Origin of the sequence: Sphingomonas alpina (assembly GCF_014490665.1) — a bacterium.
GTDB lineage: Bacteria > Pseudomonadota > Alphaproteobacteria > Sphingomonadales > Sphingomonadaceae > Sphingomonas > Sphingomonas alpina.
This window is the reverse complement of record NZ_CP061038.1, coordinates 171,554-188,081: the sequence shown is the minus strand read 5'-3', so window position 1 is coordinate 188,081 and position 16,528 is coordinate 171,554. Positions and strand designations below refer to the sequence as shown.

Genomic DNA, 16,528 nt, shown 5'->3' with positions numbered 1-16,528 from the left:
GCAGTTAATATCATGTGTCCGGATTCTGTTTCGCGCGATTGGGAAACCCCCCTAGAATGGGTCTTCTAGGAGACTTGATGATGGGCATATTGGATTTTCTCTCGAAGCAGTTCATCGACGTCATCGACTGGACCGAGGAGCCGGGCGATCTGGCGATCCGCTATCCGGCACAGGACCGCGAGATTCAGAATGGCGCGCAGCTGACCGTGCGCGAGGGGCAAAAGGCGTTCTTCTATAACGAAGGCAAGATCGCCGATGTGTTCGAGCCCGGGCTGCACACGCTCGACACGGCGAACCTGCCGATCCTCACTGCCCTGCTCAACTGGGACAAGGGCTTCGCCTCGCCGTTCAAGTCGGACCTGTATTTCTTTACCACGAAGGAACAGGCCGGGCTGAAATGGGGCACGGCGCAGCCGATCACGGTGCGCGATGCGGAATTCGGGCCACTGCGCATCCGCGCATTCGGCAGCTATTCCTTCCGGCTCGACAATATCGCGGTGTTCGCGGCCAAGCTGATGGGCACGCTCGAAAAGCTCACCATCGCCGATGTCGAAACGCAACTGCGCGGCGCGATCGCCACGGCGCTCGCCTCGGGGCTGGGCGGCGGCAGCACGGCGTTCGTCGACCTTGCGGCTGACCAGGCGGCGCTGTCCGAACGGCTCAAGGCGGCCGTCGCACCGGCGTTCGAGGCCTGGGGCCTGGCCTGCTGCACCTTCTTCGTCGAGAGCCTGTCTCTGCCGGACAATGTGCAGGAGTATCTCGACAAGGCGAGCTCGATGCGCGTGGTCGGCGATCTCGACCGCTATGTGAAGTTCCAGACCGCCGATGCGATCGGCACCGCCGCCGCACAATCCGGCGGCGTCGCCGGGATTGGCGCGGGGGCCGCCGCCGGCCTGGCGATCGGTCAGAGCATGGCTGGCGGCCTCGGCCAGGGAAACGGGGGTCAAGGCGGCGCGGGCGAGGATCCCTATGCGATGATCCAGAAGCTCCACGGTTTGCTCGTCGCGGGCGCGATCACGCAGGAGGAGTTCGACGGCAAGAAGGCGGCGCTGCTGGCCAAGATCGGCTGAGGCGTGCTCGACGCGACCTGTCCCAATTGCGGCGCGGCGATCCATTTTCGATCCGCCGACCTGCCCGCCAGGGTGTGCGGTTATTGCCGCAGCCTGGTGATGCGCAACGGCGACCAGATCGAGGTGATCGGGCAAGTTGCCGAGGTGCCCGAGGATGTCAGCCCGTTGCAGATCGGCACGCGCGGCAGCGATGGCGGGATAGGCTTCGAGCTGATCGGGCGCGTGCGCTGGCGCTGGAGCGACGGCGGCTGGAACGAATGGCTTGCCTTGTTCGATGACGGATCGTCGGCCTGGCTGGGGGAAGCGATGGGCCGCTACATGCTGCTGCGCGTCGTCGAGCATGGTGCCACCAGGACCGACGCGGTCAAGCGACTGCGCGAGCGCCAGAAAATCGTACTCGGCACCACCGCGACGATCGACGGGATCGAGTACCGCGTGACCGATATCAAGGACGTGACCTGCGTCGCCAGTGAAGGCGAATTACCGTTCGGCGCGATGGTCGGGCTCAAGATCGTCAGCGTCGACCTGATGGCTGCCGATGGACATTGTGCAAGCCTGCAGAAAGAGGATGGCGAGGTCAGCGTCTATGCCGGACGCTATGTCTCGCTCGCCGAACTGCGCGCAACCCATTTGCGCGCGTTCGACGGGTGGCCGATGCCGCAATACGCCGCATGACCGACGTCACGCCCGAATCTCCCTGGGTCGCCGCCAAGACCGTCCGCGCCTTGTCCTGCACCAATTGCGGCGGCACCATCGCGCTGCGCGCGGCGGGCATCACCGTATCGCTGGTGTGTGAACATTGCGGCACGACGCTCGATGCGACCGACCCGGCGCTGCGCATCATCACGCGCGCGGCCGAAGCGATGAAGCGGCCGGAGATTCCGCTCGGGACGCGCGGTGACCTGCGCGGGACGACCTGGGAAGTGGTCGGCTATCTCGAACGCTGGGACGGCGAGACCGGCTGGGCGGAATATCTGCTGTTCAATCCCTATCGCGGCTATGCCTTTCTGGTCGATGACGGGCGGCGCTTCAGCCTGGGCGTGCTGCTGGACCGGCTGCCGCAACGCGGCGGCGGCACCATGGCGGTGTCACTCGACGATCAGCTCTATACCCGCTTCGGCTCGACCTATGGCACCTGGGTGCAGTTCGCGGTCGGCGAATTCTACTGGCGCGTCGCGGTCGACGAGCATGTGCAGGTGACCGATTTCATCCGCCCCGGCACGATGGTGTCGAGCGAGGAGAATGAGGGCGAACGGACCTGGACAAGACTTGACCTGCTCGAGCGCGGCGAATCGGAAACCGCGTTCGGCCTGCCCCGCCGACCGGCCAATAATGGCGGCACGCCGGCACCGCATGAACCATCGCCGTATCGAAGCATGATGATCCAGGCACTGGTCATCGCGCTTATCGCGATCGGCACCTTGTTCGTGACCGCGATCGGCGCGAGCTGGACCAGCACAGTAACCAGCGCGCAGATTTCGGTTCGGCTCGACGGCGCGGCCACCACCAAGGTGATCGGGCCGGTCGAACTGCCCGCGAAACGCAGCGCGGTCGGCATCAAGGCCGATGTGCCGCAGCTCGACAATAGCTGGATCGACCTGGATTACTCACTGGTCGATCGGCGCACGCAGCAAAGCTTCGATGTGTATGCGACGGCAGAAAGCTATCATGGCAGCGATAGCGATGGCCCATGGAGCGAGGGCAACTACCGGCCCGACACGCAGCTGTCGAGCATTCCGGGTGGTTCCTACGACCTGGTGGTCGAGGCAACCGGGCATCGCTGGCAACAACAGAGTTCAGCCTGGACGAACGAAAGCACCGCCACAACGGCGGATGTCCCGGTCCGCATCACGGTCGAACGCGGTGGGGTGTTCGGTGGCAATATCGTGCTGGCAATGATCCTGTTGCTGCTCTGGCCCGCCTTTGTCGCTTTCAGGCACTGGGACTTCGAGCGCCGGCGCATGGCGCCGGTCGCCGTATCGGAGGATGACGAATGAGCCGCCAGTCGATGCTCTATGCACTCTACAGCCTCGGCATTGTCGCCCTGTTCGTGCTCGCGACACGCGACGGCTATTCGCCCTTCGCCGATGGCGGCGCGCGCGGCATTGGCGCCATTGGCGGCCGTTCCGGCTTTGTCGGCCCGACACACAAGTGACACCCCTGATGACCACCCGCCTGACGCCCCACCACTCCCGCGCAAAGGAATAGCCCATGCTGTCCAGCACCGTCCTTCTCGCCACCCTGCTCTATGCCGGAATCGGCCTGGTCATCTTCGTCGTCGGCTTCTGGCTGTGGGACCGGCTGACCCCGGTCGATCTGTGGGGTGAGATCTGCAAGAACCAGAATGTCGCGCTCGGCAATCTGGCCGCCGGCATCGCCATCGCCATCGCGATCATCATCGGGGCGGCGATTCATGGGTGATGGTGGCCACCTTCATTGCCAACCAGAGAAGAGTGGCTTCCCCGGCGCAGGCCGGGGTCCAGTAGAAATGAAAGAAGCAATGGAACGCAGCGGCAGTTACCGTCTGTCTCGCGACTGGGGCCCGGCCTTCGCCGGGGAAGCTCAAGAATGATTGATGATGCCAGCCATGGATGAGGGCACAAGTCCCTCACCCGCGCCCATGACCAATCGCCTCGGTGCCGCCCTGCTCGTCTCGGCGTTTGTCGTCGCCACGTGCGGGCTGATCTACGAACTGCTCGCCGGCACGCTGGCCAGCTATCTGCTCGGCGATAGCGTCACGCAATTCTCGATCGTGATCGGCACCTATCTGTTCGCGATGGGTATCGGGTCATGGTGCTCGCGCTATGTCCAGAGCAATGAACTCGCGGTGTTCGTGCGGGTCGAGATCTTGATCGCGGCGATCGGCGGGGCGTCGGCGGCGGTGCTGTTCCTGCTGTTCGACCGGGTCAGCGATTTCCGCATCCCGCTGTACGGCCTGGTGCTGGTGATCGGCGCGCTGGTCGGGCTTGAGATCCCGCTGCTGATGCGGATCCTGAAGGACCGGCTCGAATTCGGCGACCTGGTGTCGAAAGTGCTGACCTTCGACTATGTCGGCGCACTTGCCGCGTCCCTGCTCTTCCCGCTGCTGCTCGTGCCGCATCTCGGGCTGATGCGCACCGGATTCCTGTTCGGCCTGGCCAATGTCGGCATCGCCATCGTGCTGATCCTGATGCTGCCCGACAAACGCCGCTTGCGCACCGAACTGGTCGCGGCGATTCTCGTCGCAGTCGCGCTCGCCGCCGGGTTCATCGGGTCGGAACGGTTGCAGCGCACCGCCGAAGTCGCGGCCTATGGCGAGCCGATCCTGTACGCCGCCTCGACGCCCTATCAGCGCGTCGTACTGACCAAGCGCGGCACCGATTTGCGGCTCTATCTCAACGGCAATCTGCAATTCTCGTCGCGCGACGAATATCGCTATCATGAGGCACTGGTCCATCCGGTGATGTCGCGCGCCAACAGCCCACGCGACGTGTTGGTCCTGGGCGGCGGCGACGGGCTCGCGGTGCGTGAGATATTGAAATATCCCAGCGTCCGATCGGTCACATTGGTCGATCTCGATCCCGAGATGACCACCCTGTTCACGCGCAGCGAGATGCTCGCCTCGCTCAACAACCACGCGTTCCGATCGCCCAGGGTGCATGTGATCAACGCCGATGCGTTCCGCTGGCTGCGCGCCAATCATCGCCGCTTCGATGCGGTGCTGGTCGATTTCCCCGATCCGACCAACTTCTCGGTCGGCAAGCTCTATACTGTCAGCTTCTACAAGGAGCTGACCCGCGCGCTCGCCCCCGGCGCGGTAGCCAGCGTGCAGAGTACGTCGCCCTTGGTCGCGCCGCGCGCCTATTGGACCGTCGCGACGACGCTGGAAGCGGCCGGGCTGATCACGCGCGGCTATCATGTCTATGTGCCGAGCTTCGGCGAGTGGGGCTTCGTGCTTGCCTCCAACCGGCCGATCGGGCCGCCCGGCCCCCTTCCCGCGGGTTTGCGCTTCCTGACGCCGCAGACCGACCGGCTCGCCTTCGTCTTTCCGCCCGACATGGCGCGGCGCGCGGTGCCGGTGAACCGGCTCGACAACCAGGCGCTGGTCCGCGAGTTCGAGGCCGAGTGGAGCGTGTACGAGGGCTGATGGGCGTTTCCCGACGCACCCTGATCGCCGGATCGGTCGCCGGCGCCGCCGTGCTGGGTGCGGGTGGCATCGCCTTGCGCACGCGGGACAAGACCATGCCCGGCACACTGGGCGGCGCGGATTTCGTGCGCGGCCACCGCTTGCGCGACGGCGCCCCCTTTCCTGAGCCGGCGCGCGAGACGCGGACCGGTATCGCGATCCTTGGCGGTGGTATTGCCGGCCTGTCCGCGGCCTGGACCCTGGCCGAAGCGGGAGTGAGCGATTTCCGCCTGTTCGAGCTGGAGGACCGCACCGGCGGCAATTCGCGGTCGGGGCGCAATGCGGTCTCGGCCTATCCGCTCGGCGCGCATTATCTGCCGATCCCCAATGAAGAGACGAAGGGCGTGGTGCGGCTGCTCGAGCGGCTTGGCATCATCACCGGCCAGCAGGACGGCAAGCCGATCTACGATCCGTATCAGCTTGTCTCCGATCCCGAGGAGCGGCTGCTTCATCTCGGCAAATGGCAGGAAGGGCTGGTGCCGACAATCGGCCTGACCCCGGCCGACACGCATGATCTGAATGCCTTCTTTGCCGCCATGGCCGCCTATCGCGACCGGCGTGGCGCGGATGGTCGTCCCGCTTTTGCGATCCCGATGGAGTTGAGCGCGCGCGACACCGATCTGCTTGCGCTCGACCGGTTGAGCTTTTCCGCCTGGCTCGATGCGCAGGGCTGGCGCTCGCCGGTGCTGCGCGGGCATGTCCGCTATGCCTGCCGCGACGATTACGGCACCGAGCCCGAGCAGACCTCCGCCTGGGCCGGGATTCATTACTTCGCGGCGCGACGCGGGCACGCCGCCAATGCCGGGGGCGACACGCTGCTGACCTGGCCGGAGGGCAATGGCCATCTCGCCGGGCGGATGGCGGCGCGGCTGCGCGATCGTCTCGAGTGCGGGCAGATCGTCCACCGCGTGCGGCGAAGCGGTGACGGCGTGACGATCGACAGTGTCGATGTCGCAGCCGGCACCGGCCAGCGCATCCGTGCCAAGGCCGCGATCCTGGCGATGCCGCATTTCGTCGCCGCGCGTGTGCTGCCGGCGGGGACGGCGGATGCGAGCGGGTTCGGCTATGCACCGTGGATCGTCGCCAATGTCACAGTCGACCGCCCGCCGGCCGGCAACGGGTTCGATCTGGCCTGGGACAATGTGTCGTGGACCAGCAAATCGCTCGGCTATGTCGTCGCCACGCACCAGTCGCTCGATGTGACGCACGGCGCCACGGTGTTGACCTGGTACATGCCGCTGTCGGACCTGGCACCCGCGGCGGCGCGGCGCGAGATGCTCGACCGGCCGCTTGAGCATTGGCAACGCATCGTGCGCGACGACCTGATCGAGACCAACCCCGACCTGGCGGGCGCGATCCGCCGCATCGACATCTGGCGCTGGGGCCATGCGATGATCCGCCCGACCCCGGGCTTTTTCTGGAACGGAGCGCGGGAGGCGGCCGCCCGGCCGCAGCCGCCCTTGTTCTTCGCTCATTCCGATCTGAGCGGCCTGTCCTTGTTCGAGGAAGCGCATTATCGCGGCACGCTGGCGGCGCAGCAGGCGATGACGCATCTCGCCATTCCCCATGACGATCTGCTGGCGTAGGAGGGCGCGTGGATTTTACCGGCACGCATCTCCTGATCGACCTGTTCGGCTGTCATGGGCTCGATGATATCGAGGTCGTGGAAGCGACGCTGCGCGAGACAGTCGCTGCGGCTGGCGCGACCCTGCTCGAGCTCAGGCTGCATGGCTTTGGCAAAGGACAGGGCGTGACCGGCGTCGCGATGCTGGCGGAATCGCATATCTCGATCCACACCTGGCCCGAGAAGGATTATGCCGCAGCCGATATCTTCCTGTGCGGGCGGCGGCATGACCTCGACGCCGCGCTGAAAGCGCTAGCGAGCGGCCTGACGGCGGAGCGATATACCGAACAGCGGCTGCAGCGCGGTTATGGCGTCGAGGTGCCGGTCGGATGATCCTGAAAACTCCCTGCTCTCCCTGATTCTCCCTGTTATCAGTATTTTTTCTGTCGAAATTCCGGATTTTCGGCCCTTCGAAGCTAAATTCATTATTTCTTTTCAATCACTTGAGATCGAGCTCCCTGTTAATCGATAACAGGGAGTGCCGCCGCAGATAACAGGGAGCGACGGCCCGATAACAGGGAGACATATCTCCCTGTTCTTGCCCGAACAGGGAGGCGGTTCTGGATCTTCGCGATGAGAAAGAGCGTGACGGAGCCGGTCAGGTCGTGGTCGGCAGTAGCGCTGGCATGGCTGGCGGAAAGGTTGAATCGACCCTGCGAAAATGCCGCGACGTCAGGCGCGTCCGCGCACCGCAAGCAGAGCGATGGTGAGCGACGCAGCAAGGGTCAGTTCGCCGACCAGCACCACCGTGCCATGCGCGCCGCCAAGCGTGATCCAGCTGGCGACATAGGCAATGGCGATCAGGCCGAAGCCGCTCCATTTCAGGTACGACGAGGTGCGAGGGCCGAGCATGCGGCCGGCCATCACCCGCTGATGGCGTTGATTGGACAGGCACAGCAGCACGAAGCCGGTGGTGGCGAGTACCAAGCTCAGCAGATAGCCCATCGCGGTCATGCGGCGCGCTTCCGCCGCACGGCGAGCATCCAGGCGATGGCTGCGAAACTGCCAGCAAGCAGCAGCATCATGCCGTCAAAGGCAATGAACAGCGTGTCCCCGGCAACCAGGCTCGCGGGCAATCCTCGCCCGGTGACGATGCCGCTGACCACCGGCACCGCCGCATAGGCCAGTGCACACGCCGCCGACAGCTCGATCCAGCTGCGCGCCGGCGGGCGCAACGCCGCCCAGGCCAGCGCCACGCCCCACACCGCGAAAAGCGCAGCAATCTCCTGCTCGGGCCGTCCGGCCATGGTGACCGGCAACAGCCGGTTGGCGAGGAAATAGCCCGCCAGCGCCAGCGGGAAGCCGGTGACCACGCCGATATTGAGCCGCTCGACGATGCGGAATCCGAGATGCGGGTGCACCGGATCGGGCAGGCGCGTGCGGCGCTTGACCGTCCACAGGATCAACCCGGTCGCGATCATCGCGGTACCGAACAGCCCTGAAACGAAATAGAGCCAGCGCAGCGGCATGGCGGCGTAGCGGCCGGCATGAATGCCGATCATCACGCCTTCGGTCAGCCGTGCGGCACCGCGTGGCGGCGCCGGCGCAAGCGGCCTACCGGTCACGCCGTTGAAGCGCAGCGTCTCGCCGCGCGTGTCCATGCTCGAGGACGGGGCACTGGTGACCGCAACGCTGGCCGCCCGGTCGCCGGGATGAGCGACATTGATGTAGCCGATCGCAGCGCCATTCCAGCGCCGCTGCGCCTCCGCGATCATCGGCGCGAGCGGGGCGAGCGGGGCCGCCCTCCCGCTCTTCTCGCCGCCGGCGACCTGCGGGAAGGCGTCGGCATAAAAGGCTGCTTCATCGGGATAGGCGGCGGCGATCGGCGCGGGCACATAGAGCGACGCGAGCGATACCAGCCCGGTATAGGTGATCATCAGATGGAAGGGCAGCGCGAGCACCGCGGTGACATTATGTGCGTCGAGCCAGCTGCGCTGCCCCTTGCCGAAGCGCAGCATGAAGAAGTCGATGAAGATCTTCTTGTGGGTGACGATCCCCGACAGGATCGCGACCAGCATGAACATGGCGGCGATGCCGACCAGATAGCGCGCCCAGATCACCGGCAGGTAATGGAGATCATAGTGGAAACGATAGAGAAAATAGCCGCCCGCGGTGGCGCGCGCGGTCACTTCGCGCCCGGTGCCGTCGAGCCGCGCATCGGTCGGCATGTCGGGCGCGGCCCCCTCGGCGGCTTCCCAATAGACCTCCGTGACCGCAGAGCGCTTGCCGGGCACCGTGATGAACCAGCTCGGCGATGTCGCGTGATGCTGCCCGAGCCAGCGCTGCGCCGCGCTCACCGCCGATGCCTGATCGGGCGCGGCGACCACTTCGGGCTGCATCCAGCGCGTGATCTCCTCCTGAAAATAGGCCGCGCTGCCACAGGCGAACATGACGAACAGCACCCAGCCGAGCAGCAGTCCGGACCAGGTGTGCAGCCCTGCCATGGATTGCCGAAAACCGGTCTTCATGCCCGCCCGCCAAGCAGGATCGACACGGTCAGGACCACCCCCAGGATCAGCGATGCCGCGCCCATCCACAGCCACAACCGGAGCACGCTGCGCGCGGCGAACGCCCACATCAGCAGCACGGCATAAAGGGCGAAGAAAGCAAGCATGGCGGTCGTCACCGCCTCGACCCGCGCGATCGGCAACAGTCGCGCAAGACAGGCAACCGCGAGCGAAGCCAGGATATAGCCACCGGGAATCGCGGCAAGCCGTCCGGCTAGAGCCCAGCCCCCTTCTTTCTCCGCTTTTGCCTTGGCCATGTCAGAACCGCCGCGCGATCGTCAGGCGGAAATTGCGCGGCTGGCCAGGCGTGATCCGCTGCTGACAGCAGGCATCCGGATAGTAACGCTCGTCGAACAGATTGTTGACATTGACCTGCGCCTCCCACGCTCCGAACTCGTAGGACAAGCCCGTATTGAACACGGTATAGCCGCCCAGCATGATTAAATTATCATGGAGATAACCCGAATCATAGATGAAACGACGGCTGTTATATTGCGCGCCGACGCTCAGGCCGAGCCCGGCGAGGCCGCCACCCTGAAAGACATAGCGCGCATAGCCGGCGAGATTGTGCCGCGGGACATTGGGCAACGGCGTGCCGACCGGGATGGTTTCGTCCTCGGCGATCTCGCCCTCGATATAGCTATAGGCGAGATTCGCGGTCAGCGCGCGCATCGGCCGCCACTGCGCCTCGACCTCGATCCCCTTGCTCCGCTGCAGACCGGTCACGCGCGAGAACAGGGGGAAATCGGGATCGGCGGTCAGGACGTTGCGGCGGCTGAGGCGATAGACGGAGATCATGCCGGTGAGCCCCGCTGCCGGCAGCGCGAGCTTCATGCCGATCTCGTAATTCTCGCCGCGTTCGGGCGGTGCCTGGCCAATCACCGTCGGAACGCCATCCACCACCTGCTTGACGATTTTCGAGCCGAATTGCGGTGAGAATGATTTCGCCCAGGTCGCATAGAGCACCGCGCCTTTGACCAGTTCGACCGTCGCCCCGACGCGTGGCGAAAAGGCGGTCTGCGCCTCGCCATTCGATATTGCCCGGTCCCAGCGGCCATTGACCGTGGCGGTGACCCGCTCGCCCAGCTCGAGATGGTCCTGGAGGTAGAAACCCCGCTGAGATCCCGTGTCATGGCCCATATAGGGCGCGCCGACCGGCCGCAGCGGCTGCGAATAATCGGGATTGAACACATCGAGCGGAAAGTGCGACGCATCGAAATCGCCATCGCCATCATAGCGCGAATCGGTGTGGCGATAATCGAAGCCGCCAAGCAGATTGTGCCGAACGGGACCGGTATCAGCCTTCAGCGTCGCGCGATTGTCGACCAGGATGCTGCGGAACGTCTCGCGATAGGGTCCGTAATAATAACGCCCGATGGTACGCCCCGTACCGGGAATGGGATTGCCGTCGGCATCGAGCGCGTCGTCGAGAAAGTCGGCGGCGAACATCCAGCGATCCCAGAAGGTCTTGCGGTCCATGTAGCGCAGCGACTGGCTGAACCCGGCGCGCTCGCTGAAATGATGATCGAAAATATAGCCGATCGTCGCGCGGGTTTCGTTCTGGATCGCCTTTTCGTCGCCATTCTCGTTGACCGAGAAATCGATCGGCACCTTGCCGTGCACGTTCGGAAGCACCGTACCATAGGCGTTGAGCGGGCTGAACGGATTGTCGCGGTCGCGCTTGTACGTGCCGATCACGGTCAGATCGGTCTCTGCGCCGATCTTCCAGCGCAGCGACGGCTGGAGATAGATACGATTCTGGCCGGCGAAGCGCACGAAGGAATCGACATCGCGATACAGCGCCACCAGGCGCGCGGACAATGCCCCGCTGCCGGTCAGCGGCGCATTGGCGTCGATCGTCCCCTCAACCAGATGATAGGATCCAGTCGACAGGGTGGCATCGACGAAGGTTTTGCCGGTGTCCGGACGCTTGCTCACCAGGTTGACGAGCCCGCCAAGCGACCCGCCGCCATACAGCACCGAGGCCGGCCCCTTGACCACTTCGACCGATTCCAGCCCGACCAGTTCATAGACCGATCCGCCGCCACCGGCTTGGTTGATCAGCCCGTCGAGATAGACGCTGCCATAAGAGGCGTCGAAACCACGCAACGTATAGGCGTCGTAAAAGCCATAGGTCGAACTGCGCGATGCGCCCGCCACGGTCAGCAGCGCGTCGGCCAGCCGGGTCACGCCGCGTTCCTTGATCGTCTCGGCGGTGATCACGCTGATCGCCTGCGGCACCTCGATCAGCGGCACGTCCGACTTGGCGGACTGCGCTTCCTCGAACTGGCCGGTGACGACGATGTCATCGTTCGCGTTCGCCGAAACCACGGTCTGCGCGCCCGCTGCGCTGCTCACGCCGATCATGAAGACCGCCGTTGCGGCGAGCCGGAATCTGTCCATTGCCTGTCCCCTTACGCGGGATGGCCATAAGAGGAATGATAATGCCTCTCAAGAGCAAACATCGCAACACCCGGCTCCATTGGCCGCAAAGCCGCGAAGTCGCCCCTCAACCGCCCCCGAGCCTATCCTCCAGCCAAGGCGCCGGATTGAGACCGTCGGCGATCCAGTCGGAGAAAGCGCGCGTCTTGCTTGGTGTGCCGCCCGCAGCGGGCGTGACGATGTAGATCGCACCGCGATCGGCGATCGGCCAGTCGGGCAATATTTCGACCAGCGCGCCCTGCCGCAGCAAGGGCGCGACATGCCAGTCGGTGGTATAAAGGATGCCGAGCCCGGCCAGCGCGCCCGCCAGGAGCAGATCGGCATCATCGGACGCCAGCGGCCCCGTCACGGTGATGACGACCGGCCGATCGTCCGGACCCTTGAATGCCCAGCGGAACGGATCGCGCAGGCCAGTGAAGGTCAGGCAAGCCTGGCGCACCAGATCCTCCGGCCGCGCGATCGGATCCTGGCGGGCCAGATAGGCCGGGGCAGCGCAGACCAGCCGCCGGCGCACACCGATCTTGCGCGCGATCAGCCGTGAATCGGCCATTTCGCCGAGCCGGACGGCGGCGTCGAACGCTTCGCCGACTAATCCGGCAAAGTTGTTGCTGTACTCGGCCTCGATCGACACCAGCGGATGTGCGTCGGCAAAGGCGATAATCAGCGGATCGAGCCACATCCGGCTGAAGGTGGTTGGAAGCGACAGCCGCAAATGCCCGCGTGCCTCGCCATCGGCGAAGGCAGCCGCATCGCGGTCCGCCGTTTCCAGTTCGTGCAGCAACGGGCGGACCCGGGCGAGATAGGCCCGTCCCGCCTCGGTCAGCGCGACATGGCGGGTCGATCGCTCGGCCAGCCGGATGCCGAGCCGCGCCTCCAGCGCCGCGATCCGCCGCGACAATACCGTCGGATCCTTGCCCAGCAGCTTGCCGGCGGCGGCAAAGGAGCCGGTATCGGCCAATGTGACAAAGGCCTGGATCGCGGCGAAATCGGGCGGGGGTAATTGCTGCATGATATGCAGCTATGAACGGTATGATTGCTGGGTTCCAGTCTGTAGCCGATATCCCATATCTGCCGGCAAGGAGATTTATCATGCAGGCGATCGAACTCACCCGGCCATCCCTCGACGCGCTGAGCCGCGTTCAGCATCCCGATCCGCGCGATCCGGGTGTGGGGCGAATCCTGGTGCGCATGAAAGCGGCAAGCCTCAACTTTCTCGACCTCGCCGTCGCCACCGGAGCCTATCCGGGCGCGCGCTATCCCAATGTGCCGATCGCCGATGGCGCTGGCGAAGTCATCGCGGTGGGGCCGGAGGTATGGCAGGTCGCGCCCGGCGACCGTGTCGCGGTTCACCCAAAGGCGCATTGGATCGCCGGGCGCTCGACCGCCGAGACCGCGGGCGCGATGCGCGGCGTGACCTTGCGCGGGTCGCTGGTCGAGATTGCCGAGCTCGACGCCGCAAGCGTGGTCAAGCTGCCCGGCCATCTTGATTGGGAAGAAGCCGCGACGCTGCCGATCGCCGCCACCACCGCATGGAACGGGATGGTCGCCGGGACTGTCGGGCCGGGATCGACGGTGGTGCTGCTCGGCACCGGCGGCGTCTCGGTCTTCGCGCTGCAGCTGGCCAAGGCGCGCGGCGCGCGCGTGATCATCACCTCTTCCTCCGACGCGAAGCTCGACACCGCACGCGCGCTGGGCGCGGACGAGATCTTCAACTACCGCGCCGACCCGGACTGGGACCGGTTCGTGATCGATCGCACCCATGGTGTCGGCGCCGACCTGGTGGTCGAAACGGTCGGCGGCGACAGCATTGCGCGCTCGGTTGCTGCGGTGCGCCAGGGCGGCACCATATTCACGATCGGCTTTCTCGGCGGCGTCGATACGCGCGTCGACCTGTTGTCGGTGATCGGCAAGGCCGTGCGGATCCAGGGCAGCAATACCGGATCGGTCGCCGACCTGGCGGCTGCGACCGCCGCGATCGGCGCGCATCGCATCACGCCGCAGATCGAGCGGCGCTTTGCCCTGAGCGAGCTGGTCGAAGGGTATCGGTTGATGGAACGCGGCGGCCATTTCGGGAAGATCGCCTTCACTCTGGACTGGTGACCGGTGACGCATATCGCCGAGTATGGGCGATGGCATCGGCCGCGCGAATGATGCACATCATGCCTCGTGATGGATGCGGCGACAGGCTGGCCGATGGAACGGCATGTTCGTGGCGCACGGCGCGGCCGGCGCTGAGGCATGACCGAAATTGGGACGGAGATCGGGGGCGATCCGGACAACAGGCTGCTCGCCGCCGCAGTGGCGGGCGACCGCGATGCGTTCGGCGAACTGTTGCGGCGGCATTATGACCGTATCCACGGCCTGGCCTGGCAGCTGACCGGGTCGCGGGCCGATGCCGATGATATCGCGCAGGATGTCTGCTGCACTCTGGCGGAGAAGATCGGCAGTTTCCGGGGCGAAGCCAAGTTCACCACCTGGCTGTGCAGCATCGTGTTCAACGCGTGTCGCGACTTTCGCCGCCGTCGCCGGTCGTTCGGCGGCTTTGCCGAGCGGCTTGCGGTGCTGACGGGCCTGGCGCGCACGCCGGACGGGCGCGACCTGTATGACGCGGTATGGATCAAGAGTGCGATCGCGCGGCTCAAGCCGGCCTATCGTGACGCGGCGGTGCTGGTCGCCGGGCAGCAGCTGACTCATGCCGAGGCAGCGGAGATATTGGGGGTCGCCGAAGCAACGGTGTCGTGGCGCATGCACGAAGTCCGAAAGCTGCTCACAGCGGAGCAAGGCAGCGATTGACGGCGCGCAGGCTCGTTCAAAAAAATAATTTCGAACCGGTCCCAAGGATTTCCCGGGCGGGCGCGTCCCAGTGACATGCGGACGATTGTGCGCCGCTGCCACCAGGGAGATTTCCTATGCCCCGCCTACACCATGCGATCGCCACCGGGCTGGTCGTCATGCTTCTAGCGTCCTGCAACAAATCCGGCGTCGACGGCACGCCCGCCACCGCCTCCGGTCAGGCGCCCGAGGCGGCCGCGGAAGCGGATCAGAATGCCGGGCAGGATATCGTCGTGACCGGCCAGCAGGTCACCGATTCGCGCCTCCGGCGAACCAGGCAGGAAGTCATGGCCTATCCGGCCGCGCCACCGCCACCGCCCTCCATTGTGGCCGCGCCAATGGTGATGGCGGCGAAACAGGGCTATGTGGCGACGATCGAGCCGCGTCCGTACCTGCCGCCCTATCAGGATGTCGGCCGCGACAAATTCACCACCACCGCGCAGAACCCGTTCAAGCTGGTGCGCGAAGAGCCGGTCTCGACCTTCTCGATCGATGTCGACACCGCATCCTATTCCTTCGTCCGCGCCTCGCTCAACCAGAATGTCCTGCCGCAGCCCGCGGCGGTGCGGACCGAGGAGATGGTCAATTACTTCCCCTATGACTATGCCGCGCCGCGCACCGCGCAGCAGCCGTTCAGCACCAATGTCGCCGTCTTCCCCAGCCCGTGGACGGCGGGACGCAAGCTCGTGCGGATCGGGATCAAGGGCTATACGATCCAGCGGACCACGCGGCCCCGCGCCAACCTGGTGTTCCTGATCGACACATCCGGATCGATGAATGCGCCCAATAAATTGCCGCTGGTCAAACAGTCGCTCGGCATGCTGCTCGATCAGCTCGACGGCGACGACCGGGTCGCGATCGTCACCTATGCCGGCACCGCGGGCACGGCGCTGCAGCCGACCCCGGCCAGCCAGAAAAGCAGGATCCTGGCGGTGATCGACCAGCTTGGCGCCGGCGGCAGCACCGCGGGCGCGGAGGGCATCCGCCAGGCCTATACGCTGGCCGAAGCCAATCTCGACCCGAACGGCGTCAACCGGGTGATCCTGGCGACCGATGGCGACTTCAATGTCGGCATCACCAATCAGGAAGAGCTGAAAGGCTATGTCGAGCGCGAACGCGGCAAGGGCGTATTCCTGTCGGTGCTCGGTTTCGGCATGGGCAATTATAATGATTCGATGATGCAGACGCTGGCGCAGAACGGAAATGGCGCCGCCGCCTATATCGACACCGCCGCCGAAGCGCGGAAGACCCTGGTCGAAGAGGCCACGTCGACGCTCTTCCCGATCGCCAAGGATGTGAAGATCCAGGTCGAGTTCAACCCGGCCACGGTCGCCGAATATCGCCTGATCGGGTATGAGACACGGATGCTCAATCGCGACGATTTCGACAATGACAAGGTCGATGCGGGCGATGTCGGATCGGGCCAGACGGTGACCGCGATCTATGAAGTCGTCCCGGTCGGCGGCCCGCGCGCGATCGGCGACCTGCGCTATTCGAAGCCGGAGCCGGCCGCCATGGGCGGCAGCGAATATGGCTTCGTCAAGATCCGCTACAAGCTGCCCAAATCGGACACGAGCCGGCTGATCTCGACCCCGATCGACCGGCGTTCGGAAACCATCCGATTCGAGGACGCGCCGCAGGATGCTCGCTTCGCGAGCGGCGTCGCGGCCTTTGCCGAATTGTTGCGCGGCGGCCGGTACAATGGGTCGATGAGCTATGACGATGTGCTGAAGATCGTCACGGCGGCGCGCGGCGAGGATGGCTTTGGCTATCGATCGGAGCTGGTGCAGCTGGTGCGCGCGGCCAAGGCGGCAGGCCCGATGGCACGGCTCGAGCGGTAAGCTCCAGCGGTATCGAATGCACGATCGGGCGCGGCCGATCGTGCATT

Annotated in this window: 16 protein-coding genes; 11 read left to right on the top strand and 5 right to left on the bottom strand. The window is 65.3% G+C overall.

Going from position 1 to position 16,528, the window contains the following annotated elements; genetic code table 11:
• Positions 1 to 80 precede the first annotated feature (80 nt).
• From H3Z74_RS00805 to speD, 8 genes are all read left to right on the top strand, one after another.
• On the top strand, positions 81 to 1,070 hold the full coding sequence (locus tag H3Z74_RS00805; protein ID WP_187762142.1) for an SPFH domain-containing protein: 990 nt from the start codon (positions 81 to 83) through the stop codon (positions 1,068 to 1,070).
• 3 nt (positions 1,071 to 1,073) lie between these two features.
• Positions 1,074 to 1,745 (top strand): DUF4178 domain-containing protein, encoded by a 672-nt coding sequence (locus tag H3Z74_RS00800; protein ID WP_187762141.1) that lies wholly within the window; start codon positions 1,074 to 1,076, stop codon positions 1,743 to 1,745.
• On the top strand, positions 1,742 to 3,067 hold the full coding sequence (locus H3Z74_RS00795; RefSeq protein WP_187762140.1) for a DUF4178 domain-containing protein: 1,326 nt from the start codon (positions 1,742 to 1,744) through the stop codon (positions 3,065 to 3,067). The genes H3Z74_RS00800 and H3Z74_RS00795 overlap by 4 nt, the downstream gene beginning before the upstream one ends.
• A complete protein-coding gene (locus H3Z74_RS00790; RefSeq protein ID WP_187762139.1) occupies positions 3,064 to 3,225 on the top strand; it encodes a hypothetical protein in 162 nt (53 codons plus the stop codon). The genes H3Z74_RS00795 and H3Z74_RS00790 overlap by 4 nt, the downstream gene beginning before the upstream one ends.
• A gap of 56 nt (positions 3,226 to 3,281) precedes the next feature.
• A complete protein-coding gene (locus tag H3Z74_RS00785; RefSeq protein WP_187762138.1) occupies positions 3,282 to 3,491 on the top strand; it encodes a DUF350 domain-containing protein in 210 nt (69 codons plus the stop codon).
• Between the two features lie 166 nt (positions 3,492 to 3,657).
• Positions 3,658 to 5,196 carry a polyamine aminopropyltransferase gene (locus H3Z74_RS00780; RefSeq protein ID WP_187762137.1) on the top strand — a complete coding sequence of 513 codons (1,539 nt, stop codon included), beginning with the start codon at positions 3,658 to 3,660 and terminating at the stop codon, positions 5,194 to 5,196.
• Positions 5,196 to 6,821, top strand: a complete 1,626-nt coding sequence (locus tag H3Z74_RS00775) for a flavin monoamine oxidase family protein (protein ID WP_187762136.1) — start codon at positions 5,196 to 5,198, stop codon at positions 6,819 to 6,821. The genes H3Z74_RS00780 and H3Z74_RS00775 overlap by 1 nt, the downstream gene beginning before the upstream one ends.
• A gap of 8 nt (positions 6,822 to 6,829) precedes the next feature.
• Positions 6,830 to 7,192, top strand: a complete 363-nt coding sequence (gene speD / locus H3Z74_RS00770; protein WP_187762135.1) for an adenosylmethionine decarboxylase — start codon at positions 6,830 to 6,832, stop codon at positions 7,190 to 7,192.
• Between the two features lie 339 nt (positions 7,193 to 7,531).
• Here the strand turns inward: speD and H3Z74_RS00765 are convergent, their stop codons facing one another.
• From H3Z74_RS00765 to H3Z74_RS00745, 5 genes are all read right to left on the bottom strand, one after another.
• Positions 7,532 to 7,813, bottom strand: a complete 282-nt coding sequence (locus H3Z74_RS00765; protein ID WP_187762134.1) for a DUF3325 domain-containing protein — start codon at positions 7,811 to 7,813, stop codon at positions 7,532 to 7,534.
• A complete protein-coding gene (locus tag H3Z74_RS00760; RefSeq protein WP_187762133.1) occupies positions 7,810 to 9,327 on the bottom strand; it encodes a PepSY-associated TM helix domain-containing protein in 1,518 nt (505 codons plus the stop codon). Before H3Z74_RS00760 ends, H3Z74_RS00765 begins: the two co-directional genes overlap by 4 nt.
• A complete protein-coding gene (locus H3Z74_RS00755; protein ID WP_187762132.1) occupies positions 9,324 to 9,623 on the bottom strand; it encodes a hypothetical protein in 300 nt (99 codons plus the stop codon). The genes H3Z74_RS00760 and H3Z74_RS00755 overlap by 4 nt, the downstream gene beginning before the upstream one ends.
• Position 9,624: 1 nt before the next feature.
• A complete protein-coding gene (locus H3Z74_RS00750; protein WP_187762131.1) occupies positions 9,625 to 11,769 on the bottom strand; it encodes a TonB-dependent siderophore receptor in 2,145 nt (714 codons plus the stop codon).
• Between the two features lie 106 nt (positions 11,770 to 11,875).
• Positions 11,876 to 12,817 (bottom strand): LysR family transcriptional regulator, encoded by a 942-nt coding sequence (locus H3Z74_RS00745; protein WP_187762130.1) that lies wholly within the window; start codon positions 12,815 to 12,817, stop codon positions 11,876 to 11,878.
• An 80-nt stretch (positions 12,818 to 12,897) separates the two neighbouring features.
• Between H3Z74_RS00745 and H3Z74_RS00740 the strand changes: the two genes are divergently transcribed.
• The 3 genes from H3Z74_RS00740 (at position 12,898) to H3Z74_RS00730 (ending at position 16,481) form a co-directional block, all read left to right on the top strand.
• Positions 12,898 to 13,908, top strand: a complete 1,011-nt coding sequence (locus H3Z74_RS00740) for a zinc-dependent alcohol dehydrogenase family protein (RefSeq protein WP_187762129.1) — start codon at positions 12,898 to 12,900, stop codon at positions 13,906 to 13,908.
• A gap of 138 nt (positions 13,909 to 14,046) precedes the next feature.
• Positions 14,047 to 14,601 (top strand): RNA polymerase sigma factor, encoded by a 555-nt coding sequence (locus H3Z74_RS00735; protein WP_187762128.1) that lies wholly within the window; start codon positions 14,047 to 14,049, stop codon positions 14,599 to 14,601.
• A gap of 116 nt (positions 14,602 to 14,717) precedes the next feature.
• Positions 14,718 to 16,481 (top strand): vWA domain-containing protein, encoded by a 1,764-nt coding sequence (locus H3Z74_RS00730; RefSeq protein WP_229726804.1) that lies wholly within the window; start codon positions 14,718 to 14,720, stop codon positions 16,479 to 16,481.
• Positions 16,482 to 16,528: the final 47 nt, after the last annotated feature.

Bases quoted from the DNA above. Each gene is read 5' to 3' on its own strand.
- H3Z74_RS00730 (WP_229726804.1), top strand. From the start codon at position 14,718: ATGCCCCGCCTACACCATGCGATCGCCACCGGGCTGGTCGTCATGCTT.
- H3Z74_RS00735 (WP_187762128.1), top strand. From the start codon at position 14,047: ATGACCGAAATTGGGACGGAGATCGGGGGCGATCCGGACAACAGGCTG.
- H3Z74_RS00760 (WP_187762133.1), bottom strand. From the start codon at position 9,327: ATGAAGACCGGTTTTCGGCAATCCATGGCAGGGCTGCACACCTGGTCC.
- H3Z74_RS00805 (WP_187762142.1), top strand. From the start codon at position 81: ATGGGCATATTGGATTTTCTCTCGAAGCAGTTCATCGACGTCATCGAC.
- H3Z74_RS00755 (WP_187762132.1), bottom strand. From the start codon at position 9,623: ATGGCCAAGGCAAAAGCGGAGAAAGAAGGGGGCTGGGCTCTAGCCGGA.
- H3Z74_RS00775 (WP_187762136.1), top strand. From the start codon at position 5,196: ATGGGCGTTTCCCGACGCACCCTGATCGCCGGATCGGTCGCCGGCGCC.
- H3Z74_RS00795 (WP_187762140.1), top strand. From the start codon at position 1,742: ATGACCGACGTCACGCCCGAATCTCCCTGGGTCGCCGCCAAGACCGTC.
- H3Z74_RS00745 (WP_187762130.1), bottom strand. From the start codon at position 12,817: ATGCAGCAATTACCCCCGCCCGATTTCGCCGCGATCCAGGCCTTTGTC.
- H3Z74_RS00750 (WP_187762131.1), bottom strand. From the start codon at position 11,769: ATGGACAGATTCCGGCTCGCCGCAACGGCGGTCTTCATGATCGGCGTG.
- H3Z74_RS00765 (WP_187762134.1), bottom strand. From the start codon at position 7,813: ATGACCGCGATGGGCTATCTGCTGAGCTTGGTACTCGCCACCACCGGC.
- H3Z74_RS00790 (WP_187762139.1), top strand. From the start codon at position 3,064: ATGAGCCGCCAGTCGATGCTCTATGCACTCTACAGCCTCGGCATTGTC.
- H3Z74_RS00785 (WP_187762138.1), top strand. From the start codon at position 3,282: ATGCTGTCCAGCACCGTCCTTCTCGCCACCCTGCTCTATGCCGGAATC.
- H3Z74_RS00780 (WP_187762137.1), top strand. From the start codon at position 3,658: ATGGATGAGGGCACAAGTCCCTCACCCGCGCCCATGACCAATCGCCTC.
- H3Z74_RS00740 (WP_187762129.1), top strand. From the start codon at position 12,898: ATGCAGGCGATCGAACTCACCCGGCCATCCCTCGACGCGCTGAGCCGC.